This window comes from Streptomyces xingningensis, from assembly GCF_054957865.1.
The window spans coordinates 158,824-184,642 of the sequence record NZ_JBDJPF010000002.1; the positions used below are offsets into that span (position 1 = coordinate 158,824).

Below are 25,819 nucleotides of genomic sequence, written 5' to 3' on the forward strand. Positions count from 1 at the left end.
CCGGCGCCGGGGCACGCGGAGCCCGGCCCCTTTGCCGATTTTGCCGATTCTTCGCCTGCCGTCCGCCCGGGGTGTGCTCGCCCGGCCGCTGTCAGTGGCAGGTCGTACGGTGGTCTCATGCGGCCCGTTTCCAAGATCGAACGCAAGATGGCGCCCTTCGAGGTCGTCAGCCCCTACCGGCCCAGCGGTGACCAACCGACGGCCATCGCCGAGCTGGAGCAGCGTATTCGCGCAGGTGAGAAGGATGTCGTCCTGCTCGGTGCGACCGGTACCGGCAAGTCGGCGACCACGGCGTGGATGATCGAGAGGCTGCAGCGGCCGACGCTCGTCATGGCGCCGAACAAGACGCTCGCGGCCCAGCTCGCCAATGAGTTCCGTGAGCTGCTGCCCAACAACGCCGTCGAGTACTTCGTCTCGTACTACGACTACTACCAGCCCGAGGCCTATGTCCCGCAGTCGGACACCTACATCGAGAAGGACTCCTCGATCAACGAGGAGGTCGAGCGGCTGCGCCATTCGGCGACCAACTCACTGCTCACCCGGCGTGATGTGGTCGTGGTGGCGTCCGTGTCCTGCATCTACGGTCTCGGCACGCCGCAGGAGTATGTGGACCGCATGGTGCCGTTGAAGGTCGGCGGGGAGATCGACCGCGACGATCTGCTGCGGCGCTTTGTGGAGATCCAGTACACGCGCAATGACCTGGCCTTCACCCGGGGCACCTTCCGGGTGCGCGGTGACACCATCGAGATCTTCCCGGTCTATGAGGAACTCGCCGTGCGGATCGAGATGTTCGGTGACGAGATCGAGGCGCTCTCCACCCTGCACCCGCTCACCGGCGAGGTCATCTCCGACGACCGGGAGCTGTATGTCTTCCCGGCCAGCCACTATGTCGCCGGTCCCGAGCGGATGGAGAAGGCCATCGTGGGGATCGAGGCGGAGCTGGCGGAGACTCTCGCCCGCATGGAGAAGCAGGGCAAGTTGCTCGAGGCGCAGCGGTTGCGCATGCGCACCACCTATGACATCGAGATGATGCGGCAGATCGGTTCCTGCTCCGGCATCGAGAACTACTCGCTGCACATGGACGACCGGGAGCCCGGCTCCCCGCCGAACACGCTGCTCGACTTCTTCCCCGATGACTTCCTGCTGGTCATCGACGAGTCGCATGTCACCGTCCCGCAGATCGGCGCGATGTACGAGGGGGACGCATCCCGTAAGCGCACCCTCGTCGAGCACGGGTTCCGGCTGCCGTCGGCCATGGACAACCGGCCGCTGAAGTGGGAGGAGTTCACCGAGCGCATCGGGCAGACCGTCTATCTGTCCGCGACCCCGGGGAAGTATGAACTCGCCCGCTCCGACGGTTTTGTGGAGCAGATCATCCGGCCCACCGGGCTGGTCGACCCGGAGGTCGTCGTCAAGCCGACCGAGGGGCAGATCGACGATCTGGTCCATGAGATCCGCGAGCGCACCGAGAAGGACGAGCGGGTCCTGGTCACCACTCTGACCAAGAAGATGGCCGAGGATCTCACCGACTACTTCCTGGAGTTGGGCATCCAGGTGCGTTATCTGCACAGCGACGTCGACACGCTGCGCCGGGTCGAGCTCCTTCGGGAGCTGCGTGCCGGTGAGTTCGATGTGCTGGTGGGCATCAACCTGCTGCGTGAGGGGCTCGACCTGCCCGAGGTGTCCCTGGTGGCCATCCTCGACGCCGACAAGGAAGGCTTCCTGCGGTCCGGGACCTCGCTGATCCAGACCATCGGGCGTGCGGCGCGCAATGTGTCCGGCCAGGTCCATATGTATGCGGACAAGATCACCCCGGCGATGGAGAAGGCGATCGAGGAGACCAACCGCCGCCGGGAGAAGCAGATCGCGTACAACAAGGAGCGGGGGATCGACCCGCAGCCGCTGCGGAAGAAGATCGGCGACATTGTCGCCACGCTGGCCCGTGAGGAGATCGACACCCATGAGCTGCTGGGGTCGGGCTACCGCCAGTCGGACAAGGGCAAGGCGCCCGTTCCCACGGCGCCCGCCGGCGGCAAGGGGAAGGGCAAGCGCAGGGAAGCGGTGGCCACGGACCGGCCGGCCGCCGAACTCGCCCAGCTGATCGAGGACATGACGGAGCGCATGCGGGCGGCCGCGGCGGAGCTGCAGTTCGAGGTCGCGGCGCGGCTGCGTGATGAGGTGAGCGAGTTGAAGAAGGAGCTGCGGCAGATGAAGGAGGTCGGTCTCGCCTGAGGGGCCCGGTCGGGCGAGGCGAGGGCATGCCCCCCAAGCAGGAAATTTGGGTTTCTCTTTACTTTCTCTTGGTGGTTCCTGTACCTTCTTGCCATACGACCTGCCGGAGGGACCGTGGACGTTTCGCTGACGCTTTGGGCGCTGACCATCCTTGGCCTGTGCGCCCTGGTCGCGGCCGACTTCTTCATCGGCGGCCGCAAGCCGCACGAGGTCTCCATCAAGGAGGCCGGGATCTGGACCGTGGTCTGGGTCGCCCTGGCCGGGCTCTTCGGGCTGGGGCTGCTGGTTTTCGGCGGCGGGGAGCCGGCCGGTGAGTTCTTCGCCGGGTTCATCACCGAGAAGTCGCTGAGCGTCGACAATCTCTTCGTCTTTGTGCTGATCATGGCCAAGTTCGCGGTCCCGGCCGCATATCAGCAGCGTGTGCTGATGGTCGGCGTTCTCATAGCCCTGGTCCTGCGGACCGTCTTCATCGGCGCGGGTGCGGCGATCATCGCCAACTTCTCCTGGATCTTCTATATCTTCGGCGCCTTCCTCGTCTGGACCGCGTGGAAGCTCATCCAGGAGGCGCGGAGCGGTGGGGAGGAGGAAGAGTTTGAGGAGAACCGCTTTCTCAAGATGGTCGAGAGGCGCTTTCCGTCCACCGACCGGTACCACGGCACCAGCCTGTTCGTGGTCGAGAACGGCAAGCGCCTGATGACCCCGATGCTGATCGTCATGCTGGCGATCGGCACCACCGATGTGCTGTTCGCCCTCGACTCAATACCGGCGATCTTCGGCCTCACCCAGGACCCGTACATCGTCTTCACCGCCAACGCCTTCGCGCTCATGGGGCTGCGGCAGCTGTACTTCCTGATAGGCGGCCTGCTGCGGAAGCTGGTCCACCTCTCGTACGGGCTCTCGGTGATCCTCGGCTTCATCGGCGTCAAGCTCGTCCTGCACGCGCTGCATGAGAGCGGCGTCGCCGTTCCCGAGATCAGCATCCCGGTCTCGCTCGGCGTCATCTGCGCGGTGCTCGTCGTCACCACGGTCACCAGCCTGCGGGCGTCCGGAAAGCGGGAGGCCGAGGCGGCGGAGGGCCGGGAGCACGCCCGGGTCCGAGCCGGCCGGGTTTGAGTCGTCGGGGCGAGGGATCACCGCCGTGGCGACCGCGGCGGGAGCGGCCGCCGGGCGGGTCTCGGGGAGCAGCGCGAAACAGGCCAGGCTGAGCAGCGCGACGGCCGTCAGATAGGCGGCCACACCCCAGGGCGGGCCGTTTCCCCGGGCCAGCGCGGTGGCGACCAGCGGAGTGAGCGCGCCGCCCACGACGCCCGCCAGGTTGTAGCCCACGGCCGCGCCGGTGCAGCGCACCCGCGGCTCATACAGCTCGGGGAGGTAGGCGCCGACCACCGCGAAGACGGTGACGAAGGACAGCGTGGCCATGGTGAAGCCCAGCAGCATCAGTGGTGGGCGGCCGGTGCGCAACAGTGCGATCAGCGGAAACATCCAGAGCGCCACGGCGGCGCAGCCGAACAGGCACAGCGGGCGGCGCCCCAGGCGGTCGCCGAGCAGGGCGAGCGGCGGGGTGGCGGCGCCGGAGAGCGCGACGGCCACCATGATGCAGGCGAGCATGACCGTGCGGTCGACGCCCAGCCGTTCGGTGCCATAGGAGAGGGACCAGGTGGAGACCGTGTAGAAGACGGCATAGCCGACGGAGAGTCCGCCGGCCGTGAGCAGCACGGTCCGCCAGTGATGGCGGGCGACCTCGGCGGCGGGCAGCCGGGACCGGGTCTCGGTCGCGCTCAGCTCGCGGAACTCCGGCGTCTCGGAGAGCTGGGTGCGCAGCAGCAGCCCGGCGGCGGCCAGCAGGCCCGCCGCCCAGAACGGGACCCGCCAGCCCCAGGAGAGGAACTGCGCGTCGCTGAGGGTGGCCGAGAGGGTCAGGGCGATGCCATTGGCGAGCAGAAAGCCGACCGAGGGGCCGACCTGGGGGAAGCTCGACCAGAGCGCGCGGCGGTGCACGGGTGCGTGCTCGGCGGTGAGCAGCACGGCGCCGCCCCACTCGCCGCCGAGGCCGAGGCCCTGCAGAAAGCGCAGCACGAGCAGCAGCAAGGGGGCACTGATGCCGATGTCGGCATAGCCGGGCACCAGGCCGACGGCGACGGTGGCGAGCCCGGTGAGCAGCAGCGAGGCGATCAGGACGGGGCGCCTGCCGTGCCGGTCGCCGAGGTGCCCGAAGAGCACCGAGCCCAGCGGGCGGGCGAGGAAGCCGACGCCGAAGGTGCCGAAGGCCGCGAGGGTGGCGGTGAGGGGGGAGACGGTCGGGAAGAAGAGCGGGCCGAGGACGAGTGCCGCGGCGGTGCCATAGGCGAAGAAGTCGTAGAACTCGATGGCGGTTCCGGCCAGGGACGCGGCCGCCAGACGGAACATGTCCGGGGAACGGTCACGGTGCATGCACCGTCCAACTTCCCCGGTGTGCTGGGGACACGGGGCGTGTGGAGGCGTTGTGCGGGGCGCGGGGAGACGCCGTCGGTCACCCGCCCCGGCGGCTCCGTGCGCCCCCCGGGGCGGGTCCGGGACCGGCCGCCGGGGAGCGCATGGCCGCCGGCCGGGTCACCAGCCGCGGTGGTGCCACTCGGCGAGGTGGGGCCGCTCCGCGCCCAGGGTGGTGTCGTCACCGTGCCCCGGGTAGACCCAGGTCTCGTCCGGAAGCGGGCCGAAGAGCTTGGTCTCCACGTCGTGGATCAGGCTGGCGAAGGCCTTCGGGTCGTTGTGGGTGTTGCCGACGCCCCCCGGGAAGAGGCAGTCCCCGGTGAACAGATGGGGGTGACCGTGCGGGTCGTCGTAGACCAGGGCGATGCTGCCGGGGGTGTGGCCGACCAGGTGGCGGGCGGTCAGCTCGACGCGGCCGACGCGGATGGTGTCGCCGTCGTCGACGAGCACATCGGTCGGCACGGGGATGCCCTCGGCGTCCTCGCGGCCCGCATGGGTGCGGGCGCCGGTGGCGTCCACCACCTCGCGCAGCGCGCCCCAGTGGTCGGCGTGGCGGTGGGTGGTGACCACGGAGGCGATCCCGCTGTCGCCGATGAAGCCGATCAGGGTGTGCGGATCGGCGGCCGCGTCGATCAGCAACTGCTCGTCCGTCGCGCGGCAGCGCAGCAGATAGGCGTTGTTGTTCATCGGGCCGACGGCGACCTTCGAGATCATCAGGTCGGTCAGCTCGTGTACGTCGGCGGGCCCGCCGACGCACACCATTCCGGTGTATGCCATGGATTCAGCCTAGTTCGCCTCGTTCACCGTCTCTACAGCGGTGGCAGGACGGGCACGGGAGCACCGCCGGACTCCAGTGCCGAGCCCTCGCGGCGGCCCGCGAGCCAGCCGAGCAGCTCGGCCGTGGGGCCGGTGACCCGGGTCTCGGGGCCCTCCGCGCGGCCGGTGCGCCACCGGCGTCCGTCCGGCGCGGTCAGCAGCAGCGCGGGCACATCCGGGCGGCCGGCGAACCGCTCCGTCAGGAAGCCGATCTCCCGGTCGCTGAATTCGGCGGGGAGGTCCTTGAGTTCATAGCCGGTCCCGAGGTCCACATGGTGCAGTTCGACCTCGATCAGCCGCCGGAACGGGACCCGGGACGCGCTGTCGGTGACGCCATTGCGGAGCGTGACCGTGCGCGACCAGTCGGCCGGCGCCGCGGCCGTCTCCAGGAAGCGTTGTGCGCTGTCGCGCAGGTCGTCGAGGTGGGCGCTCAGGGTGCGCGGGGCGTCCCGGGCGATGTCCGCGTCACGGCTCTCCGCGCTCGGGTACATGGGGCGCCCGGAGAGGACGTTGACCAGGGCATCGGCGTTGCGGGCGAGATGGGCGAGGAGGTGCCCACGGGTCCAGCCGGGGAGCCGGGAGGGTTCGGCGACGGCGCTGTCCCCCAGCCTGCCCGCCGCGCTCAGCAGCCGGTCGGTCGCCTCCCGCAACAGGGCCAGGTCGTGCTCGTGATCAATCATGCGCCGACCATAGCGGCGCCACTCGTTCAGGTGAAGGAGCCCAAATTCCGGCGTAAATCGAATGTGCGTGCTATAGGCTCGGGGTGCGGCATCCTTAAGACATGGCCGTGGCGCCCTCGTACTCTGACCGGGTTGGGGGCATCGCTTCGCACCGACCTCGGTTCTCGCGCCCAGCCCCGTACGGGGTGGGCCGTGGGAGCGGGGCCGGCGCACCCCCACCTCTCTCAAGAAAGGTGCCGACCGGCGTGGCAGACCGTCTCATCGTCCGTGGCGCGCGCGAGCACAACCTCAAGAACGTCTCGCTCGACCTCCCCCGTGACTCGCTCATCGTCTTCACGGGGCTCTCCGGCTCGGGCAAGTCGTCCCTCGCCTTCGACACGATCTTCGCCGAGGGGCAGCGCCGCTACGTCGAGTCGCTCTCCTCCTATGCACGGCAGTTCCTGGGCCAGATGGACAAGCCCGATGTGGACTTCATCGAGGGCCTGTCCCCGGCCGTCTCCATCGACCAGAAGTCGACCTCGCGCAACCCGCGCTCGACGGTCGGCACCATCACCGAGGTCTATGACTACCTCCGCCTGCTCTTCGCCCGCATCGGCAGGCCGCACTGCCCCGAGTGCGCCCGGCCGATCTCCCGCCAGTCGCCGCAGGCGATCGTGGACAAGGTGCTCGAGCTGCCGGAGGGCAGCCGCTTCCAGGTGCTCTCCCCGCTGGTGCGCGAGCGCAAGGGCGAGTTCGTCGATCTCTTCGCCGACCTGCAGACCAAGGGCTACAGCCGGGCCCGGGTGGACGGCGAGACGATCCAGCTCGCCGAGCCGCCCAAGCTCAAGAAGCAGGAGAAGCACACCATCGAGGTGGTCGTCGACCGCCTCACCGTCAAGAACAGCGCCAAGCGCCGGCTGACCGACTCGGTCGAGACCGCACTCGGCCTCTCCGGCGGCATGGTCATCCTCGACTTCGTCGATCTCGCCGAGGACGACCCCGAGCGCGAGCGGATGTACTCCGAGCACCTCTACTGCCCGTACGACGACCTGTCCTTCGAGGAGATGGAGCCCCGCTCCTTCTCCTTCAACTCGCCCTTCGGCGCCTGCCCGGACTGCACCGGCATCGGCACCCGCATGGAGGTCGACCCGGAGCTGATCGTCCCCGACGAGGACAAGTCCCTGGACGAGGGCGCGATCAGCCCCTGGTCGCACGGCCACACCAAGGACTACTTCGCCCGACTGGTCGGCGCGCTCGCCGACGCCCTCGGCTTCCGCACCGACATCCCCTGGGCAGGGCTCCCGCAGCGCGCCAAGAAGGCCCTGCTGAACGGCCACAAGACGCAGATCGAGGTGCGCTACCGCAACCGCTACGGCCGGGAGCGCGCCTACACCACGGCCTTCGAGGGCGCGCTGCCGTTCGTCAAGCGGCGGCACTCGGAGGCGGAGAGCGACTCCAGCCGGGAGCGCTTCGAGGGCTATATGCGCGAGGTGCCCTGCCCGACCTGCGAGGGCACCCGGCTCAAGCCGATCGTGCTCGCCGTCACCGTGCAGGGGCGTTCCATCGCCGAGGTCTCCGCGATGTCGATCAGCGAATGCGCCGGCTTCCTGCGGGGCATGACGCTCACCGGCCGCGAGAAGAAGATCGCCGAGCGGGTGCTCAAGGAGGTCAACGAGCGGCTGCAGTTCTTGGTCGACGTCGGCCTCGACTACCTCTCGCTCAACCGCGCCGCGGGCACCCTCTCCGGCGGCGAGGCCCAGCGCATCCGGCTCGCCACCCAGATCGGCTCCGGGCTGGTGGGCGTGCTCTATGTGCTGGACGAGCCCTCCATCGGCCTGCACCAGCGCGACAACCACCGCCTGATCGAGACGCTGGTGCGCCTGCGGGACATGGGCAACACCCTGATCGTCGTCGAGCACGACGAGGACACCATCAAGGTCGCCGACTGGGTGGTGGACATCGGCCCGGGCGCCGGTGAGCACGGCGGCAAGGTGGTGCACAGCGGTCCACTGGCCGAACTGCTGGCCACCGAGGGGTCGATGACCGGTCAGTACCTGTCCGGGAAGCGGGCCATCGCCACGCCGGAGATCCGCCGGCCCGTCGACCGCAAGCGGCAGCTGACGGTGCGCGGTGCCCGCGAGAACAACCTCCGCGACATCGATGTGTCCTTCCCGCTCGGGGTGCTCACGGCGGTCACCGGTGTCTCGGGTTCCGGCAAGTCGACGCTGGTCAACGACATCCTGTACACCCACCTGGCAAGGGAGTTGAACGGCGCCCGCGCCGTTCCCGGCCGGCACACCCGGGTGGACGGCGACGACCTGGTCGACAAGGTCGTCCATGTCGACCAGTCACCCATCGGCCGTACCCCGCGCTCCAACCCGGCCACCTACACCGGCGTCTTCGACAACATCCGCAAGCTCTTCGCGGAGACGATGGAGGCCAAGGTCCGCGGCTACCAGCCCGGCCGGTTCTCCTTCAACGTCAAGGGTGGCCGCTGCGAGAACTGCTCCGGCGACGGCACCATCAAGATCGAGATGAACTTCCTGCCGGACGTCTACGTCCCGTGCGAGGTGTGCCACGGCGCCCGGTACAACCGGGAGACCCTCGAGGTGCACTACAAGGGCAAGTCCATCGCCGAGGTGCTGGACATGCCCATCGAGGAGGCGCTGGGGTTCTTCGAGGCGGTGCCGGCCATCGCGCGCCATCTGCGCACCCTCCACGAGGTCGGGTTGGGCTATGTGCGGCTCGGGCAGCCCGCGCCCACCCTCTCCGGTGGTGAGGCGCAGCGGGTCAAGCTCGCCAGCGAGCTGCAGCGGCGGTCGACCGGGAGCACGGTCTATGTGCTCGACGAGCCCACCACCGGGCTGCACTTCGAGGACATCAACAAGCTGATCTCGGTGCTGTCGGGCCTGGTCGACAAGGGCAACTCGGTGATCGTCATCGAGCACAACCTCGATGTGATCAAGACGGCGGACTGGGTCGTCGACCTGGGCCCGGAGGGCGGCAACGCCGGTGGCCTGGTCATCGCGGAGGGCACGCCGGAGGAGGTGGCGGAGAACCAGGCCAGCCACACGGGCCGGTTCCTGCGCGAGATGCTGGGCACGCCCGTGGCACGGAAGGGGGCGAAGAAAGCCCCCGCGAAGCCCGCCGCTGCCGGGGCGAAAAAGGCGGTGGCCAAGAAGACGGTCGCCGCGGCCCGGACGGCTGCAAAGAAGACCGTCTCGGCGAAGGCGGCGGCCACCAAGAAGACAGCGGTGGCCAAGAAGACGGCAACCGCCGAGAAGACGACGCGGGCCCGACGGGCCTGAGCGCGTGCGGCGCCCGGCCGGGGCAGCGGTGCCCCGGCCCGGCATCCTCACCGGCCGGGCGGCCCGGTGCGCAGCTCCCGCGCGAACGGCGGCTCCGCGCCCGCGCGGGAGCAGGTGATCGCCGCGGCGCGGGCGGCGAAGCCCAGGATGTCGTGCCAGGCCGCTTCGTCCAGCGCCGCCAGCGCGGTCCGGGACAGGGCGGCGGCCGTTCCCAGCCGGTGCAGCAGCGCGGCGTTCACCGTGTCGCCGGCGCCGATCGTGTCCACGATCTCCACCGGCGCCGCAGGCACCGTATGGGTACGGCCGTCCCCGGTGTGGACGGACAGGCCCGCCCCGCCATGGGTCAGCACCACGGCCGCCGGGCCGGCCGACAGCCAGTCCCGCACCGAGCCGCCCAGCCAGCGCGCGTCCTCCACCGACAGCTTCAGCAGGGTCACCTGGGGCAGCCAGGAGCGGAACCGGGCCCGATAGGCATCGGCGTCGGGGACGATGCCGGGCCGGATGTTGGGGTCGAGCAGGGTGAACACCCCGCGCCCGGCCTCCCGTCGCAGCAGTGCCTCATAGGCGCTCGCCCCCGGCTCCAGCACCAGCGAACAGGTCCCCAGGCACAGCGCCCGCGTCCCGTCCGGCAGCGGCTCCGGGAGCTCGAACAGCCGGTCCGCCGTACCGCCGGCGTAGAAGCCATAGCCCGCGGAACCGTCCGCTCCGATGTCCGCCACCGCAAGGGTCGTCGGCTCCGGCCCGCGCTGCACCAGCGAGACGTCCACCCCCGCCGACCGCAGTCCGCCGAGCAGCGCCTCGCCGAAGCCGTCCGCCGACACCCGCGAGCAGAAGGCGGCCGGGGTGCCCAACCGCCCCAGTGCCACGGCGGTGTTGTACGGGCCGCCGCCGCGCCGGGGCAGCAGGGCGGGGAGACCGTCACTCCCGGAGGCCCCGGGCACCAGGTCGATCAGGGCTTCACCGGCTACGACGATCACGTGGGGATCCTTTCCACTGCGGAGGCCGTCAGCCTGCCATGGGACGACCCGGCCGGGGAACAAGCACCGTGCTGTGCGGTGCGGGCGTCCGGTATGGACGCGCCCCGGCCCGTCAGGACCAGTCCCAGCCGATCCCCACGATCCCCGGCCGCACCCCCTCCTCCACCAGGTGCACCCCGCGGTGGCGCCCCGCCAGCGTCAGCTCCTGCTGACCGCTGCGCGGCGCGCCCGCCGACGCGCGGGCGAAGCGGTGGCAGCGGACCGGCAGGGCGGCGGCGTCGAAACGGACCTGGAGGACGTACTGTCCGCCCGCGAAGCTGAACCCGCGGACATACTCGCTGCTCGGCCCGCCCGTCCCGTCATCGAACCCATAGCCGAACACATGGGTCTCGCCGACCCGCAGGCGGGTGTCGAAGAGCAGCTCGGCGACCAGCACACCCGCCGCGGTGTGCCATCGCACCCGTCCCACCCGGCAGTTGTCGGTGGCCCGTACGACCACCTGCCCCGGGTCGCAACCGGTGTCCCCGTGGTGGATGGCGACATAGCGGTCCACCCCGTCGCGGTGCGCCCGGACCACATGGTGCGAATCGCGCTCCCGCAACTCGCGCCCCGCGCCTATGACGACGCGCTCCAGATGGCAGACGGTGTGCAGCCCGCCGTCGGCCGGGGATTCGAGCTCGGCGAGCAGCCGCCGCACCGCGTGCGACTCCTCGATCAGTGAACGCAGCGAGCGCGCGGCGGGCCGCTCGGACACCCGGTGGTCCGGTGGTTCGAGCAGCCGGATCAGCGCGTGCGCGGGCAGGCCCAGTATGTCCTCCAGCATCCGCACCGCCCTGAGCGACTCCGGCCGCCGGGGCCGCCGGGCGCCCTGCTGCCAGTAACTCAGGCTGGTCACCCCCACATTGACGCCGCGCTGGGCGAGCCGGTGCTGCACCCGGTGCAGCGCCAGCCCACGCGCCGTCAGCGCCGTGCGCAGCGCCAGGTGGAACGGTCCGGTACGCAGCGCCTGGGCCAGCTCGGCCTCGGCCACCTGAATGCTGGTACGTGCCATTCCGCTCGCGCCCTCCTGTGAATTTTCACCCATGGTGCAGGGGATTCCGGCCACTTGGATTGTCGCATTCCTCCTCGCCGCCCATGCGCCGTTCACATGGGGCCCGGCTCGTTCACACCGCTTCCTCATCCCGCATTGAATCCTGTTGACCAGGACCCGACAACACCCGATGCTCCTCTCCAGCGCCGAGTGCGCTGTCTCCTTTCCACCCCCCCCACCATCACGGGAGAACATCATGTCCCGTGCCTCGGCACGACCGGAAAAGACCCGAATACCGGGCAGACGCCTGTCGATCGCGGCCCTCGCGGCCGCGGCGCTGCTCGCACTCCCCACCGCCACCGCGACCGCCTCGACCGACGGGCAGTCAAGTCTGAGCTCCGCCAGAAAACTCAACATCACCATGCAGGCCCAGCAGAAGACCAACTGGTGCTGGGCCGGCTCCGGAAACACCATCGCCACCTACTTCGGGCGCAATTACAGCCAGAACCAGTTCTGCAACGCGGCCTTCAACCGGCAGCAGGGCAGCACCTGCCCCAACAGCCAGGCCACGCTGGGCAATGTGCAGAACGCCCTCGGCTGGGCCGGCATCAACCGCGGCTCCTATGTGGACGGCTGGCTGCGCTATGCGACCGTGCAGAAGGAGATCAACGCCAACCGGCCGGTCGAGACCCGCATCGGCTGGAAGAACGGCGGCGGCCATATGCACGTCATCTACGGCTATGACACCGCCGGCAACATGGTCTACTGGGGCGATCCCTGGCCGTCCAGCAACCGCTACAACTGGGCCGACCACAACTGGTACGTGAACAACAACCGGTTCGCCTGGACCCACTCGCTCTACCGGATCGGAGCGTGAGGGCATGACCGACCGGCCACTCTCCCGCAAGAACGCAGCCTCCCGCCGGAACGCGACCCGCGCCCTGGCCGCCGGTGCCCTCACCGCCGGTCTGCTCGGGCTGGCCCCGCTCGCGTACGCCGCCGGGCCGGCGGCCGTCCCCCAGCCGCCCGTCGTGGGCACCGGCGCCGCCCACGACGCGGCCGCGGCACCCTCGACCCTGGACACCCTGTCCCGCTTCTTCGCCCGCGACCACGCCATCGCGGCGGAGCAGGCGAAGCCACGGCTCGACGGCGCCACCGTGCCCGTCTACTCGCTGTCCGCGGACTTCATGGCGGGCAAGAAGGGCGCCCCCATCGCCACGCTCGACTTCTTCGCCACCAAGGCCGTCTCGGCCGACGGGCAGCAGGCCTCGGTGTGGACCGCACGCACCGACGGCGCCTGGAAGGTCGTCAACATCGCCACCGGGGACGACGAGACGCGCCACGCGGCCGAGGGCGCGAAGAAGCTCGGCGGCGGCACGGTCTTCCAGGAGCCCCAGATCAACGCCTGGTTCGTGCAGCGCGGCGACCGCGTCCTGCCGCTCGGCGCGGACGCGGAGCGGGCGATCGGTGCCAAGGGCACCACGGTCGACGCCTACCGGGCCCGGGTCAACAAGGCCTACGGCGACAAGCTGCCCGGCTCCGCCTATGCGAAGAAGGGGCTGGCCGGGGGCTATTCACCGACCGCGGAGAACTCCGCGGCCGTGGCACCGAAGAACGACTCCGGTTCCTCCGTGGCGCCCGTCGCGGTGGCGTCCACCGGAGCCGCACTGGCCGTGCTCGGCCTCGGCACCGTGGCGGTGCGAAGGCGCCGTCGCCGCTGACGTCCCCGTCAGCGCACCGGCACCCCCCCACCCTGCGCACCGCCCGTGTCCTTTGGCCCCGGTGGCACCATTTTCGCCGCCGGGGCCAAAGGCGTGACGGGCCTCCGGGCGATGGAGTTGTCACTGCCCGGAAGTAGGGTGTGGGCATGGCCGACCCCAGCAGCTACCGACCCAAGCCGGGACAGATCCCCGACTCGCCGGGGGTCTACAAGTTCCGGGACGAGCACGGCCGCGTGATCTACGTCGGGAAGGCGAAGAGCCTGCGCCAGCGGCTCTCCTCGTACTTCCAGGACCTCGCCGGTCTGCACCCGCGCACCCGCACCATGGTCACCACGGCCGCCTCCGTGGAGTGGACGGTCGTCGCCACCGAGGTCGAGGCGCTCCAGCTGGAGTACTCCTGGATCAAGGAGTTCGACCCGCGCTTCAATGTGAAGTACCGCGACGACAAGAGCTATCCCTATCTCGCGGTCACGCTCAACGAGGAATTCCCCCGCGTCCAGGTGATGCGCGGCGCCAAGAAGAAGGGCGTGCGCTACTTCGGGCCCTACGGCCACGCCTGGGCGATCCGTGAAACCGTCGACCTGATGCTCCGCGTCTTCCCGGTACGGACCTGCTCGGCCGGGGTGTTCAAGCGCTCCCACCAGATCGGCCGCCCCTGTCTGCTCGGCTATATCGGCAAGTGCTCCGCGCCCTGCGTCGGCCGCGTCACCCCCGGGGAACACCGCGAACTGGCCGAAGAATTCTGCGACTTCATGGCCGGCCGCACCGGCGCCTACCTCCGCCGGCTGGAACAGCGGATGCAGGAGGCCGCCGAGGAGATGGAGTACGAGAAGGCGGCCCGGCTGCGCGACGACATAGCGGCGCTCAAGCGCGCCATGGAGAAGAACGCCGTCGTCCTCGCCGACGCCACGGACGCCGACCTGATCGCCGTCGCCGAGGATGAACTCGAGGCCGCCGTGCAGATCTTCCATGTCCGCGGCGGGCGGGTCCGCGGCCAGCGCGGCTGGGTGACCGACAAGGTCGAGGCCGTGGACACCGCGGGCCTGGTCGAGCACGCCCTCCAGCAGCTCTACGGCGAGGAGCGGGGCGACGCGGTCCCCAAGGAGGTCCTGGTGCCCGCCCTCCCCGAGCCGCCCGGCCCCGTCACCGAATGGCTCGCCGAGCGGCGCGGCTCCCGGGTCGACCTGCGCATCCCGCAGCGCGGCGACAAGAAGGACCTGATGGCCACGGTCCAGCGCAACGCCCTGCAGGCGCTCGCCCTGCACAAGACCAAGCGGGCCTCCGACCTCACCACCCGCTCCCGCGCCCTCGAGGAGATCGCCGAGGCCCTCGGGCTCGACTCGGCGCCGCTGCGCATCGAGTGCTTCGACATCTCCCACCTCCAGGGCCAGGACGTGGTCGCCTCCATGGTCGTCTTCGAGGACGGCCTCGCCCGCAAGAGCGAGTACCGCCGCTTCCAGATCAAGAGCTTCACGGGCCAGGACGACGTCCGCGCCATGCACGAGGTCGTCGGCCGCCGTTTCCGCCGCTATGTGCAGGAGAAGCAGAAGACGGGGGAGTGGGTCGAAGAGGAGCCCGAGGACGGCGCCCGCGACGACAACGGCCGCCCCAGACGGTTCGCCTACCCGCCCCAGCTGGTGGTGGTCGACGGCGGGCAGCCCCAGGTCGCCGCCGCCCGCCGGGCACTGGACGAGCTGGGCATCGAGGACGTCGCCGTCTGCGGGCTCGCCAAGCGGCTCGAGGAGGTCTGGCTCCCCGGCGAGGACGACGCGGTCGTCCTACCGCGCACCAGCGAGGGCCTCTACCTCCTGCAGCGGGTCCGGGACGAGGCGCACCGCTTCGCCATCACCTACCAGCGGGGCAAGCGCGCCAAGGCGATCAAGGCCGGGCCGCTGGACGCGGTCACCGGCCTCGGCGAGACCCGCAAGCAGGCCCTGCTCAAGCACTTCGGCTCGGTCAGGCGCCTGCGCGCGGCCACCGTCGAGCAGATCTGCGAGATCCCCGGCATCGGCCGCAAGACCGCCGAGTCGATCGTCGCGACACTCGCCCGGACGGCCCCGCCCGCACCGGCCGTCAACACCGCGACCGGCGAGATCATTGAAGAGGCGGACGGATGACGGCCCGGACCCCGGACCGGCCCCCCGCCCCGGATCAGAGCAGGATCAGAGGAAGACGGCCCCGCACCCGCGGCGCCGTCGGCAGAACGGGGGACACCTCATGCAGAACAGCATGGACGAGACCGATCGAGACGGAGCAACGGTGAGTACGGGCACGACGGCGGACGCCACCGGCGAGGCAGTGGCCATCCCCGAACTGGTGATCATCTCCGGTATGTCGGGAGCGGGCCGCAGCACCGCCGCCAAGTGCCTGGAGGACCTCGGCTGGTTCGTCGTCGACAACCTGCCGCCCGCCCTGATCCCCACCATGGTGGACCTCGGCGCCCGCTCCCAGGGCAATGTGGCCCGCATCGCCGTGGTGGTGGACGTCCGCGGCCGCCGCTTCTTCGACAACCTCCGCGAATCCCTCGCGGACCTGGCCGCCAAGAAGGTCAAGCGGCGCGTGATCTTCCTGGAGGCGTCCGACGACGCCCTGGTGCGGCGCTTCGAATCGGTGCGCCGCCCGCACCCGCTCCAGGGCGCCGGCCGCATCGTCGACGGCATCGCCGCCGAGCGCGACCTGCTGCGCGAGCTGCGCGGCGACGCCGACCTGGTCATCGACACCTCCAGCCTCAACGTCCATGAGCTGCGCGCCAAGATGGACGCCCAGTTCGCGGGCGAGGAGGAGCCGGAGCTGCGCGCCACCGTCATGTCCTTCGGCTACAAATACGGCCTCCCGGTCGACGCCGACCTGGTGGTCGACTGCCGCTTCCTGCCCAACCCGCACTGGGTCCCGGAGCTGCGCCCCTTCACCGGCCTCAACGAGGAGGTCTCCGGCTATGTCTTCAACCAGCCCGGCGCCAAGGAGTTCCTCGACCGCTACACCGAGCTGCTCCAGCTCATCGCCGCGGGCTACCGCCGCGAGGGCAAGCGCTATGTGACCATCGCCGTCGGCTGCACCGGCGGCAAGCACCGCTCGGTCGCCATGTCCGAAAAGCTCGCCCACCGCCTGGTCTCGGAGGGCGTCGAGACGGTCGTCGTCCACCGGGACATGGGGCGCGAGTGACCGGCCGCACCTCCCGGCTGCGCCGCGTCCGCCGGCTGGTCCCCAGCCGGACCCGCGGCGGCGGCGGTGCCCAGCCCAAGGTCGTCGCCCTGGGCGGCGGCCATGGGCTGTCCGCCTCGCTCGCCGCGCTGCGCCGCATCACCGGCGACCTGACCGCCGTCGTCACCGTCGCCGACGACGGCGGCTCCAGCGGCCGGCTCCGCGACGAGCTGGGCGTGCTGCCCCCCGGTGACCTGCGCAAGGCCCTGGCGGCCCTGTGCGGCGACGACGACTGGGGCCAGACCTGGGCCCGCGTCATCCAGCACCGCTTCGCCGGCGAGGGCGAGATGCACGGCCACGCCGTCGGCAATCTGCTGATCGTCGCCCTCTGGGAACAGCTGGGCGACCATGTGCAGGCCCTCGACCTGGTCGGCAAGCTGCTCGGCGCGCACGGCCGGGTGCTGCCCATGTCGGCCGTCCCGCTGGAGCTCCAGGCGCTGGTCCGGGGCCACGACCCGGCCGAGCCCGACGCCGTCGGCACGGTCCGCGGCCAGGCCACCGTGGCGCTCACCCCCGGCGAGGTGCAGTCCGTGCAGGTGGTCCCCGAGGGCCCGCCCGCGGTGCCCGAGGCCGTGGCGGCGGTCCTCGACGCGGACTGGGTGGTGCTCGGCCCCGGCTCCTGGTTCTCCTCGGTCATCCCGCACCTGCTGGTCCCCGAGCTGCTCGACGCACTCCAGGTGACCAGGGCCCGCCGGGTCCTCTCACTCAACCTCGCGCCACAGCCCGGTGAAACCGAAGGCTTCTCCCCGCAGCGTCATTTGGAGGTTTTGGCCCGACACGCCCCTAAACTCGCCCTGGACGTGGTGCTGGCCGACGAGGCCGCCGTGCCCGACCGCGAGAGCCTGCGAGACGCCGCCGAGCGCCTCGGTGGCACGGTCGAGCTGGCGCCGGTCGCCGCGCAGGGGAGTTCCGCGACACACGACCCGGAGCTGTTGGCCGCCGCGTACGACCGTATTTTTCGGATGCATGGAAGGATCGGCCCATGGCGATGACGCCAGCGGTGAAGGACGAAATCTCCCGGCTCCCCGTCACCCGGACGTGCTGCCGGAAGGCGGAGGTCTCGGCGATCCTGCGGTTCGCGGGCGGGCTGCACCTGGTCAGCGGGCGCATCGTGATCGAGGCGGAGCTGGACACCGGAATCGCGGCCCGGCGGCTGCGCAAGGACATCCTGGAGATCTTCGGGCACGCCTCCGACCTGGTGGTGATGGCCCCCGGCGGGCTGCGCCGCGGCAGCCGGTTCGTGGTGCGGGTGGTGGCGGGCGGTGACCAGCTGGCGCGTCAGACCGGCCTGGTCGACGGCCGCGGCCGGCCGATCCGCGGGCTGCCCCCGCAGGTGGTCTCCGGCGCCACCTGCGATGCCGAGGCCGCCTGGCGGGGCGCGTTCCTGGCGCACGGCTCGCTCACCGAGCCCGGCCGCTCCTCCTCGCTCGAGGTGACCTGCCCGGGCCCGGAGGCGGCGCTCGCGCTGGTCGGCGCGGCCCGCAGGCTGCAGATCGCCGCCAAGGCGAGAGAGGTGCGCGGCGTGGACCGGGTTGTCGTCCGGGACGGCGACGCCATCGGCGCGCTGCTGACCCGGCTCGGCGCCCATGAGTCCGTACTGGCCTGGGAGGAGCGGCGGATGCGCCGCGAGGTCCGGGCGACCGCCAACCGCCTCGCCAACTTCGACGACGCCAATCTGCGCCGCTCGGCGCGCGCCGCGGTGGCGGCCGGCGCCCGGGTCCAGCGGGCCCTGGAGATCCTCGGCGAGGAGGTGCCCGAGCACCTCGCGGCGGCCGGGCGGCTGCGCATGGAGCACAAGCAGGCCTCGCTGGAGGAGCTGGGCGCCCTCGCCGACCCACCGCTGACCAAGGACGCCGTCGCCGGCCGGATCCGGCGCCTGCTCGCCATGGCCGACAAGCGCGCCCAGGATCTGGGCATCCCGGGCACCGAGTCCAACCTCTCCGACCTCGCCGATCTGCCCGATGAGATGGTCGACGGCATGGTCGGCTGAGCCCCTCGAAACAACTTCCGCACGGCACCCGCGCGCCCCCGGCGTCCAGGACGGACACCGGGGGCGCCGTCCTGCCGCCCGCCAAGGCGGTATTGACATGATCATGGAGGCTCGCAAGCCTGGCGTGCGGCATTGACGAGGCACACCACAGCTTGGGGGGTTCATGAGACGCAGAGCGAGATCGATCCTCGTGGCGACTGCACTGTTACTCGGCGGCCTGACCGCGGCACCCTTCGCACAGGCCCGGCCGGGCCCGGACGGCAACGGGACGGCGGCCGGCTCCGAAGCGCCGGCCGTATGGCATGCCAAGGTCACCAGGGCCCAGCTGCCGCTGCTGCTCAAGGCGGGCGTCGACGGACACGAACTGAGCGGGCGTCCCACCGGCGACAAACCGTTCCAGACCGAGCTCTACCTCACCGGCGAGCAGGCCAAGGCACTGCGCCGGCAGGGCGTGGACCTGGTGGAGAAACGAACCTCCAAGCGCACCCTCGAGCGGCTCAGGGCCGCGGGCGACGGCGTCTTCCGGCCGTACGGGCCCAAGGGCGGCCTCCAGGAGGAGATCGTCAACACCGGCCGGGCGCACCCCGGCCTCACCAAGGTCGTCAGCATCGGCAAGACCCTCAAGGGCCAGGACATCCTCGCTCTCAAGCTCACCAAGGACGCCGCGGGGACCCGCGACGGGGCGAAGCCTTCGGTGCTCTACCTGTCCAACCAGCACGCCCGCGAGTGGATCACCCCGGAGATGACCCGCCGGCTGATGCACCACTACCTCGACGGCTATGGCAAGGACGACCGGATCACCCGGATCGTGGACCGGACCGAGCTCTGGTTCGTGCTCTCCGCCAACCCGGACGGCTACGACTACACCTTCCGGGGCCCGGGCACCCGGCTGTGGCGCAAGAACCTGCGCGACAACAACGGTGACGGGAAGACCGGCCCCGGGGACGGCGTCGACCTCAACCGCAACTTCCCCTACAAATGGGGCTATGACAACGAGGGCTCGTCCGCCGACCCCACCTCCGAGACCTACCGCGGCAAGAGCCCCGCCTCCGAGCCGGAGACCCGGGCCCTGGACGCCTTCGAGAAGCGCGTCCACTTCACCTACGCCGTCAACTACCATTCGGCCGCCGAGCTGTTGCTCTACGGCGTCGGCTGGCAGGTGGCCACCCGCACCCCGGACGACGTCCTCTACCGGACCCTCGCCGGCACCCCGGAGAAATCCGCGATCCCGGGATACCGCCCCGAGCTCTCCTCCGAGCTGTACACGACCAACGGCGAGGCCGACGGCCATGCGGCCAACGTCAACGGGACGATGATGTTCACCCCGGAGATGTCGACCTGCCAGACCGCCGCCCAGTCGGACACCAGCGGCCGGTGGAACCCCGCCGACTGCCCGTCCGTGTTCAACTTCCCCGACGACGAGAAGCTGATCCAGGCGGAGTTCGCCAAGAACATCCCCTTCGCCCTGTCCGTCGCCGAGACCGCGGCCCACCCCGACCGCCCGTCCTCCTCGGTCGGCCTGAGCGCCCCGGACTTCACCCCCGACGCCTTCAAGGACTCCTTCGCGCGCGGCGCCGACCAGCCCGTCGCCGTCACCGCCCGCAAGAGCGTCCGTGACAAGCGCCTCAACTACCGCATCGACGGCGGCCGTACGCACACCGCGCCGCTGAAGCCCTGGAAGGGCGGCAAGCGCTACGGAGGCCGGGACAACCTCCGCTTCGACCAGTACCGCGCCTCCGTGACCGGCGCACCCCCCGGCGCGAAGGTCCAGGTCTGGTTCACCGGCCGGACGGCCGAGGGCAAGGCCACCGCGAGCGAGCCCTTCGGCTACACCGTGTGGTACCGCCCGCCGGCCGACACCCTGGTCATCGCGGACGAGGGCGGCTCCGGCCCGGCCAGGCAGCTCACCACCTACACCGAGGCGCTCGCCGGAGCCGGCCGCAAGGCCGTCGTCTGGGACGTCGCCCGGCAGGGCGCGCCCCATCCGCTCGCCGTGCTCGGTCACTTCAGGACGGTCGTGTGGTACTCCGGTGTCGGCAACGAGCCCGGGGGCGACACCCTGCTCGCCGTGCGCGACTTCGTCAATGCGGGCGGAAAGCTCATCGCCGCCGGAAAACAGGCGGGCGGCAGCGCGCGGATCGGCCCGGCCGACACCACCGACTTCAGCCAGTACTACCTCGGCGCGACCGGCCGTTCCTCGCTGGAGCGCCCCAGGCGCTTCGCCGGCACCGGACGCCTCGCGGGCACCAAGGTCTACCTCGGCGACGCCCCCGGCAACCCGCTGGACGCCGCCGGCTCGTACATCGCCACCTCCGAGGTGCTGGGCCCCGACCGGTTCCCGCAGTTCCGCAGTGCGACCGCGGGCGACTACCCCGGACTGCGCGGCGCCTTCGAGCCCTACACGGGCGACTGGATGGCGGCCGCCAGGCACCGGGACAGCGCCTGGATGCGGCTCTCCCGCACCCTCGACCTGACCGGCGTCCGCCCCGAGGACCGGCCCGGCCTCGGCTTCCGGCTCAGCTATGACACCGAGCGGGGCTATGACCACGTCGTCGTCGAGGCACACACCGCCGGCCAGGACGACTGGACCACGCTGCCCGACACGAACGGCGGTACGACGACCGAGGTTCCCACCGGCTGCGAGGACGGCTCCTACCTCGCCCTGCACCCCTTCCTCAGGCACTACCTCACCGTCGGTGACGGCAAGTGCGCCGCCAAGGGCGGCACCGGCGCCTGGAACCGCTTCACCGGCCCCTCGCACGGCTGGCAGCCGGTCGCCTTCGACCTGAGCGGCTACGCGGGCAAGAAGGTCGAGCTGGCGATCTCGTACATCACCGACTCCTCCAACGGCGGACGCGGCGTCTTCGTCGACGACACCACCGTCACGATCGGCGGCGACACCCGGTCCACCGAGGGGTTCGAGACCTCGCTCGGCCCCTGGACGGTGCCCGGGCCGCCCGCCGGCAGCCCCGCTGAGCCCGTCCGGCGTTTGAGGACAGAGCGGGGCACCGGCGACTGGGCCCGCTCGAAGGCGCTCTTCCACCCCTCGGCGGCCATCACCACCGATGACACCGTGCTCTTCGGTTTCGGCCTGGAACAGGTGCGCACCCCGGGCCAGCGCGTGGACCTGCTGCGCGCTGCGCTGCGCGCCGTGCACGGCTGACATCAGGCAGAACCGCGACCGGGCCCGCACCCTCCCGGAGGGTGCGGGCCCCCTGCTGTCGGCCGAGCCGCCAATGTCACGTACCTCCCCGGTTGGAGGTAGGGTCGGTGGTGGTCGGGGACATCCCATACAGCCGCCGGCGGACAGCCCGGCATACCAACGAGGAGATCGGTTCGTGACGATCCGCGTAGGCATCAACGGCTTTGGCCGTATCGGTCGTAATTACTTCCGCGCGCTGCTGGAGCAGGGCGCGGACATCGAGATCGTCGGTGTCAACGACCTGACCGACAACGCCACTCTGGTGCACCTGCTGAAGTACGACACCATCCTGGGTCGTCTGAAGCACGAGGTCAGCCACACCGACAACACGATCACCGTCGGTTCCCAGACCTTCCAGACGATGGCCGAGCGCGACCCCGCCAACCTGCCCTGGGGCGAGCTGGGCGCCGACATCGTCATCGAGTCCACCGGCATCTTCACCAAGCGCGAGGACGCCGCCAAGCACCTCGCCGCCGGCGCGAAGAAGGTCCTCATCTCGGCCCCGGCCAAGAACGAGGACATCACCATCGTGATGGGCGTCAACCAGGACAAGTACGACGCGGCCAACCACCACGTCATCTCCAACGCCTCCTGCACCACCAACTGCGTGGCGCCGATGGCCAAGGTTCTCGACGAGAGCTTCGGCATCGTCAAGGGCATGATGACCACGGTCCACGCGTACACCAACGACCAGCGCATCCTGGACTTCCCGCACTCCGACCTGCGCCGCGCCCGTGCCGCCGCGGAGAACATCATCCCGACCTCGACCGGTGCCGCCAAGGCCACCGCCCTGGTCCTCCCGCAGCTCAAGGGCAAGCTGGACGGCATCGCCATGCGCGTCCCGGTCCCCACCGGCTCGGTCACCGACCTCGTCCTGGAGCTCGACCGCGAGACCACCAAGGAAGAGATCAACGCCGCCTTCCAGAAGGCCGCCGAGGGCCAGCTCAAGGGCATCCTCGAGTACACCGAGGACCCGATCGTCTCCTCGGACATCGTCAACTGGCCGGCCTCCTGCACCTTCGACTCCTCCCTGACCATGGTCCAGGGCAACCAGGTCAAGGTCGTCGGCTGGTACGACAACGAGTGGGGCTACTCCAACCGCCTGGTCGACCTGACCGTCTTCGTCGGCGGCCAGCTCTGATCTCCCGGCTGTGAGTACGGGGCCCGTGCGACGCGCTGAGTGTCGTTCGGGCCCCGTCTCATGACGGACCGCTACGGAAGTCACCGGAGTCACTGCATGAAGACGATCGACGAACTCCTCCAGGGTGGCGTCGAGGGCAGGCGGGTCTTCGTCCGCGCCGACCTCAACGTGCCGCTCGAGGGCACCACCATCACCGACGACGGCCGGATCCGCGCCGTCGCGCCGACGATCGCCAAGCTCGCCGAGGCGGGCGCCAAGGTGATCGTCGCCTCCCACCTGGGCCGTCCCAAGGGCGCCCCGGACCCCGCGTTCTCCCTGGCCCCGGCCGCCGAGCGGCTCGGTGAGATCCTGGGCAAGCACGTCTCGTTCGCCACCGACACGGTCGGGGACAGCGCGAAGGCCACCGTCGCCGCACTGGCGAACGGCGAGGTCACGCTGCTGGAGAACCTCCGTTTCAACGCGGGCGAGACCAGCAGGGACGACGCCGAGCGCGGCGCCTTCGCCGATGAGCTGGCGACCCTCGCCGACCTCTACGTCGGCGACGGCTTCGGCGCCGTGCACCGCAAGCACGCCTCGGTCTTCGACCTCCCGGCCCGGCTGCCGCACGCCGCGGGCGACCTGATCGCCACCGAGGTCGGCGTGCTGAAGAAGCTCACCGAGGACGTCGAGCGCCCCTATGTCGTGGTCCTCGGCGGCGCCAAGGTCTCCGACAAGCTCGGCGTGATCGACCACCTGCTGGAGAAGGCCGACCGGATCCTGGTCGGCGGCGGCATGGCGTACACCTTCCTCAAGGCCAAGGGCCACGAGGTCGGCATCTCGCTGCTCCAGGAGGACCAGGTCCCGGCCTGCCTGGAGTACCTGGCCCGGGCCGAGCAGCGCGGCGTGGAGTTCGTCCTCCCCGTCGACGTCCTGGTCTCGGCCGACTTCCCGGACCTGAAGACCAAGGCCCCGGCCAACCCGGAACTGGTCTCCTCCGACGCCATCCCGGCCGACCAGGAGGGCCTGGACATCGGGCCGAAGACCCGCGAGCTCTATGCCGCGAAGCTGGCCGACGCCGGCACCGTCTTCTGGAACGGCCCGATGGGCGTCTTTGAACACCCCGACTACGCCGGGGGCACCAAGGCCGTGGCCCAGGGTCTCCTGGACAGCTCGGCATTCACCGTCGTGGGCGGTGGCGACTCGGCGGCGGCCGTGCGTCTGCTCGGCTTCGACGAGAATGCTTTCGGCCATATTTCTACCGGCGGCGGCGCGAGCCTCGAGTACCTCGAGGGCAAGACGCTCCCCGGCCTCGCCGCACTGGAGGACTGAACCACCGTGGCAGCATCCATTCCCCTGGGCCGTACCCCGCTGATGGCGGGCAACTGGAAGATGAACCTCAACCACCTCGAGGCCATCGCGCACGTCCAGAAGCTCGCCTTCGCCCTCGCGGACAAGGACTTCGAATCCGTCGAGGTCGCCGTCCTGCCGCCGTTCACCGACCTGCGCTCGGTACAGACCCTGGTCGACGGCGACAAGCTCAAGATCAAGTACGGTGCGCAGGACGTCTCGGCCTATGACTCCGGCGCGTACACCGGCGAGATCTCCGGCGGCATGCTCGCCAAGCTCAAGTGCTCCTATGTGGCCGTCGGCCACTCCGAGCGCCGCCAGTACCACGGCGAGACGGACGAGATCTGCAACGCCAAGGTCAAGGCCGCCTTCCGGCACGGCATCACCCCGATCCTGTGCATCGGCGAGGGTCTGGAGGTCCGCAAGGCCGGCAACCAGGTCGCCCACACCCTCGCGCAGCTCGACGGCGCCCTGAAGGACGTCCCGGCCGAGCCGGCCGAGACGATCGTCATCGCCTATGAGCCGGTGTGGGCCATCGGCACCGGCGAGGTCGCCACCCCCGAGGACGCCCAGGAGGTCTGCGGGGCGATCCGCGGTCGCCTGGCCGAGCTCTACGGCCAGGAGCCGGCCGACAAGATCCGCATCCAGTACGGCGGCTCGGTCAAGGCCGGCAATGTCGCGGCGATCATGGCGCAGCCGGACGTGGACGGCGCACTGATCGGCGGCGCCGCGCTGGACGCGGAGGAGTTCGTCAAGATCGTCCGCTTCCGCGACCAGTAGCGGAATGACGGCGGGGCGCTCCCCGTCGTACCCTGTCGGGGCCGGGACCGGCGCAGACGCCGCCCCCGGCCCCGCAGCGATTTCCATCCGAGCCAGTCCGAGAGAGTTGGTCCAGCCGTGGTCATGGGGTTCTCGATCGCCCTCATCATCTTCAGTGCGCTGATGATGATGCTGGTGCTCATGCACAAGGGGAAGGGCGGCGGCCTGTCCGACATGTTCGGCGGTGGCATGCAGTCCTCCGTCGGCGGTTCCTCGGTTGCCGAGCGCAACCTGGACCGGATCACCGTGGTGGTCGGTCTGCTGTGGTTCGCCTGCATTGTGGTGCTCGGTCTGCTGATGAAGCTCGAGTAACTGACGTACCGTCGTACGCGCGGCCTATGATGGGATCTCGCGTTCTGCGGCCGGGCGGTAACTCCTGACACTGGACGCGCGTTGGGCCTTACGTAGACTGGGGCGCCCGCGGCGAAGCGGACTGTCACGCTTCGCGGCACTCATGCAGGGAGTTACGACCGTGGCAAGTGGCAACGCGATCCGAGGAAGCCGGGTCGGGGCGGGGCCGATGGGTGAGGCCGAGCGGGGCGAATCCGCACCGCGCCTCCGCATCTCCTTCTGGTGCTCGAACGGGCACGAGACACAGCCGAGCTTCGCCAGCGACGCACAGGTGCCGGACACCTGGGACTGCCCGCGCTGCGGCTTCCCGGCCGGCCAGGACCGGGACAACCCCCCGGACCCGCCGCGTACCGAGCCGTACAAGACGCATCTCGCGTACGTCCGGGAGCGGCGCAGCGACGCCGACGGCGAGGCGATCCTCGCCGAGGCGCTCGCCAAGCTGCGCGGCGAGATCTGACCAGCGCACCGGGCCCGGCCGGAGGGGACCCCCTCCGGCCGGGCCGCTTTGCCCTGACGCCCGCCCGCATCTGAGGCCTGATGTAGGGCAGTTGCCCCAGGCCCGTTGTCAGTGGCCGCC

The 25,819-nt window shown here is 70.5% G+C and carries 19 protein-coding genes and 1 pseudogene; 15 read left to right on the plus strand and 5 right to left on the minus strand.

All coding sequences use genetic code 11. The annotated features are described in order from the left end of the window. The first annotated feature begins 117 nt into the window (after positions 1-117). Together uvrB and ABCR83_RS01970 are read left to right on the plus strand one after the other, a co-directional pair. Positions 118-2,232: an excinuclease ABC subunit UvrB gene (gene uvrB, locus ABCR83_RS01965; protein ID WP_462692619.1), complete on the plus strand. Its 2,115-nt coding sequence runs from the start codon at positions 118-120 to the stop codon at positions 2,230-2,232. A 114-nt stretch (positions 2,233-2,346) separates the two neighbouring features. Beyond that, positions 2,347-3,345, plus strand: coding sequence for a TerC family protein (locus tag ABCR83_RS01970; RefSeq protein ID WP_462692621.1), 999 nt, complete (start codon positions 2,347-2,349; stop codon positions 3,343-3,345). A 21-nt stretch (positions 3,346-3,366) separates the two neighbouring features. Here ABCR83_RS01970 and ABCR83_RS01975 read toward each other — a convergent pair. The 3 genes and pseudogenes from ABCR83_RS01975 to ABCR83_RS01985 all read right to left on the minus strand — a co-directional run. Continuing rightward, a pseudogene (locus tag ABCR83_RS01975) lies at positions 3,367-4,638 on the minus strand (MFS transporter); the annotation flags it as partial. 183 nt (positions 4,639-4,821) lie between these two features. Continuing rightward, complete coding sequence (locus ABCR83_RS01980; RefSeq protein ID WP_462692623.1) at positions 4,822-5,478, minus strand: MBL fold metallo-hydrolase; 657 nt, start codon at positions 5,476-5,478, stop codon at positions 4,822-4,824. A 32-nt stretch (positions 5,479-5,510) separates the two neighbouring features. Further along, positions 5,511-6,197, minus strand: coding sequence for a maleylpyruvate isomerase family mycothiol-dependent enzyme (locus ABCR83_RS01985; protein WP_462692625.1), 687 nt, complete (start codon positions 6,195-6,197; stop codon positions 5,511-5,513). 245 nt (positions 6,198-6,442) lie between these two features. On the opposite strand from ABCR83_RS01985, the gene uvrA reads away from it, so the two are divergent. Then, a complete protein-coding gene (gene uvrA, locus ABCR83_RS01990) occupies positions 6,443-9,484 on the plus strand; it encodes an excinuclease ABC subunit UvrA (protein ID WP_462692627.1) in 3,042 nt (1,013 codons plus the stop codon). Positions 9,485-9,531: 47 nt separating this feature from the next. Here uvrA and ABCR83_RS01995 read toward each other — a convergent pair whose 3' ends face one another. Together ABCR83_RS01995 and ABCR83_RS02000 are read right to left on the minus strand one after the other, a co-directional pair. Continuing rightward, positions 9,532-10,461 (minus strand): carbohydrate kinase family protein, encoded by a 930-nt coding sequence (locus tag ABCR83_RS01995; RefSeq protein WP_462692629.1) that lies wholly within the window; start codon positions 10,459-10,461, stop codon positions 9,532-9,534. A 112-nt stretch (positions 10,462-10,573) separates the two neighbouring features. Beyond that, positions 10,574-11,512 (minus strand): hypothetical protein, encoded by a 939-nt coding sequence (locus ABCR83_RS02000; RefSeq protein ID WP_462692631.1) that lies wholly within the window; start codon positions 11,510-11,512, stop codon positions 10,574-10,576. Positions 11,513-11,747: 235 nt separating this feature from the next. Here ABCR83_RS02000 and ABCR83_RS02005 point away from each other — a divergent pair, with 235 nt between their 5' ends. From ABCR83_RS02005 to ABCR83_RS02060, 12 genes are all read left to right on the plus strand, one after another. Further along, positions 11,748-12,368, plus strand: a complete 621-nt coding sequence (locus ABCR83_RS02005) for a papain-like cysteine protease family protein (RefSeq protein ID WP_462692633.1) — start codon at positions 11,748-11,750, stop codon at positions 12,366-12,368. 4 nt (positions 12,369-12,372) lie between these two features. Next, complete coding sequence (locus ABCR83_RS02010) at positions 12,373-13,212, plus strand: hypothetical protein (RefSeq protein WP_462692635.1); 840 nt, start codon at positions 12,373-12,375, stop codon at positions 13,210-13,212. 146 nt (positions 13,213-13,358) lie between these two features. Continuing rightward, on the plus strand, positions 13,359-15,329 hold the full coding sequence (gene uvrC, locus ABCR83_RS02015; RefSeq protein ID WP_462692637.1) for an excinuclease ABC subunit UvrC: 1,971 nt from the start codon (positions 13,359-13,361) through the stop codon (positions 15,327-15,329). Between the two features lie 112 nt (positions 15,330-15,441). Beyond that, positions 15,442-16,374: an RNase adapter RapZ gene (gene rapZ, locus ABCR83_RS02020; protein ID WP_462692710.1), complete on the plus strand. Its 933-nt coding sequence runs from the start codon at positions 15,442-15,444 to the stop codon at positions 16,372-16,374. After that, positions 16,371-17,405, plus strand: a complete 1,035-nt coding sequence (locus ABCR83_RS02025) for a gluconeogenesis factor YvcK family protein (protein ID WP_462692639.1) — start codon at positions 16,371-16,373, stop codon at positions 17,403-17,405. Before rapZ ends, ABCR83_RS02025 begins: the two co-directional genes overlap by 4 nt. Then, positions 17,396-18,403 carry a DNA-binding protein WhiA gene (gene whiA, locus ABCR83_RS02030; protein WP_462692641.1) on the plus strand — a complete coding sequence of 336 codons (1,008 nt, stop codon included), beginning with the start codon at positions 17,396-17,398 and terminating at the stop codon, positions 18,401-18,403. Before ABCR83_RS02025 ends, whiA begins: the two co-directional genes overlap by 10 nt. A gap of 163 nt (positions 18,404-18,566) precedes the next feature. Beyond that, positions 18,567-21,566, plus strand: coding sequence for a M14 family metallopeptidase (locus ABCR83_RS02035; protein ID WP_462692643.1), 3,000 nt, complete (start codon positions 18,567-18,569; stop codon positions 21,564-21,566). A 175-nt stretch (positions 21,567-21,741) separates the two neighbouring features. Further along, a complete protein-coding gene (gene gap, locus ABCR83_RS02040) occupies positions 21,742-22,746 on the plus strand; it encodes a type I glyceraldehyde-3-phosphate dehydrogenase (RefSeq protein ID WP_462692645.1) in 1,005 nt (334 codons plus the stop codon). Positions 22,747-22,842: 96 nt separating this feature from the next. Further along, positions 22,843-24,054, plus strand: coding sequence for a phosphoglycerate kinase (locus ABCR83_RS02045; protein WP_462692647.1), 1,212 nt, complete (start codon positions 22,843-22,845; stop codon positions 24,052-24,054). Positions 24,055-24,096: 42 nt separating this feature from the next. Next, a complete protein-coding gene (gene tpiA / locus ABCR83_RS02050; RefSeq protein WP_462692712.1) occupies positions 24,097-24,852 on the plus strand; it encodes a triose-phosphate isomerase in 756 nt (251 codons plus the stop codon). A gap of 123 nt (positions 24,853-24,975) precedes the next feature. Continuing rightward, positions 24,976-25,203, plus strand: a complete 228-nt coding sequence (gene secG, locus ABCR83_RS02055; protein WP_462692649.1) for a preprotein translocase subunit SecG — start codon at positions 24,976-24,978, stop codon at positions 25,201-25,203. A 160-nt stretch (positions 25,204-25,363) separates the two neighbouring features. Further along, complete coding sequence (locus ABCR83_RS02060; protein ID WP_003957010.1) at positions 25,364-25,699, plus strand: RNA polymerase-binding protein RbpA; 336 nt, start codon at positions 25,364-25,366, stop codon at positions 25,697-25,699. Positions 25,700-25,819 lie beyond the last annotated feature (120 nt).